General features: G+C 42.2%; 2 protein-coding genes. Both read right to left on the bottom strand.

Going from position 1 to position 1,422, the window contains the following annotated elements:
* Positions 1-30: 30 nt before the first annotated feature.
* Positions 31-963 (bottom strand): IS3 family transposase, encoded by a 933-nt coding sequence (locus CWI78_RS12870; RefSeq protein WP_126783199.1) that lies wholly within the window; start codon positions 961-963, stop codon positions 31-33.
* Positions 873-1,373, bottom strand: a complete 501-nt coding sequence (locus tag CWI78_RS12865) for a transposase (protein ID WP_126783198.1) — start codon at positions 1,371-1,373, stop codon at positions 873-875. Before CWI78_RS12865 ends, CWI78_RS12870 begins: the two co-directional genes overlap by 91 nt.
* Positions 1,374-1,422 lie beyond the last annotated feature (49 nt).

Genomic DNA, 1,422 nt, shown 5'->3' with positions numbered 1-1,422 from the left:
TGAAGTGACCCCATAAAGTTGGACTCATTTCTAAGCGGCTACCAAGGCCTGATTTCGATAATCAATCGGACTCAGGCCTTTTAGTTTGAGCTTAATACGTTTGTTGTTGTAATAATCGATGTATTCTTTAATATTTTCAATGAGCTCATCGGCACTTTTAAATACTTCGTTGTGATACATCTCTGTTTTTAGTATTCCAAAGAAGTTCTCTGCCACTGCATTATCTAAACAGTTACCTTTCCTCGACATGCTTTGCTGCAAACCTTTTTCTCTCATTTGTTGTTGGTAAGTTCTATTTTGATATTGCCAACCTTGGTCAGAGTGAATGATAGGGGTTTCATGCGGCCTAAGCTTACCTATCGCTTTCTTGAGCATGTCTGTAACCAGCGGTAACGTCACGGATTTACGGACTTCATAACTGACAACTTCTTGATTAAAAAGGTCGATGACAGGGGAGAGATACACCTTCTGCTCCCCGACTTTGAACTCTGTCACATCGGTGACCCACTTTTGGTTTGGCTTATCCGCGGTAAACCTTCTTTGTACTAAATCTGGCGCAACTCGACCCACTTCACCTTTGTATGATTTATACCGCTTAGGTCTTACTTTTGACTTCAATCCGAGTTCACACATGAGTCGTTGAACACGTTTATGATTCACTGATAAGCCGGATAAACGTAGTGTAAGGGTTATTCTTCGATATCCGTAACGTCCTTTATGCGCATGGTAAATCTTCTGGATTTGGGACTTCAAAGCTTCATTAGGACATACTCGGCCCATGGATTGACGATGGTAGTAATACACACTTTTGGGTAAGCCGGTTGCTTTGAGTAAATGCTTTAAATTAAATCTCGCCTTGAGCTCATGGACCACTAGGGTCTTTTCTTTGTTTTTTTCTTTTTCGCTTGAGCCAAGGCTTCTAACTTTTTTAAGACAGCATTTTCCGCACGCAAGTAGTCTAATTCTTCCCGTAACTCTTTCTCAGTCATCTGCTCTGATGGTTTAGGCTCAGAAGGGTTATGTTTCATACGGGGCCTGCCTCTACTCTTTGGAATAAGCTCGGAGATACCCTCGAGAGAATAAAGCTTTTGCCAGTTAAATAATATACCGGGGGTAGATAAGTCGAAGTAGGCGCTGGTAAACGAAAGCGACCAGTCATTCACTCGCATCGCGGTTAACACCTTCATTTTGAAAGAAGAAGTGTAGGGATGGTCTGAATGAAGAAAACTACTTTCGCCATTAAGTCGATAAACCGACGACCAATAGCGGATCTGCCTGGATGAGACATTGAATCTGCGACCAAGCTTCCGTGAACCTTCGTATTGAGCACGTTTCGCTAATTCAAGCTTGAATGCTCTGTGATGTTTGGACATAAAAAGACCCCCAGTAATTGGAATGTCCAACTATTGGGGGTCACTTCAT

The organism is Idiomarina ramblicola (assembly GCF_003987255.1).
Lineage (GTDB): Bacteria > Pseudomonadota > Gammaproteobacteria > Enterobacterales > Alteromonadaceae > Idiomarina > Idiomarina ramblicola.
Note: the sequence above shows the minus strand (reverse complement) of the source record. Positions and strands in the feature narration are given on the sequence as shown.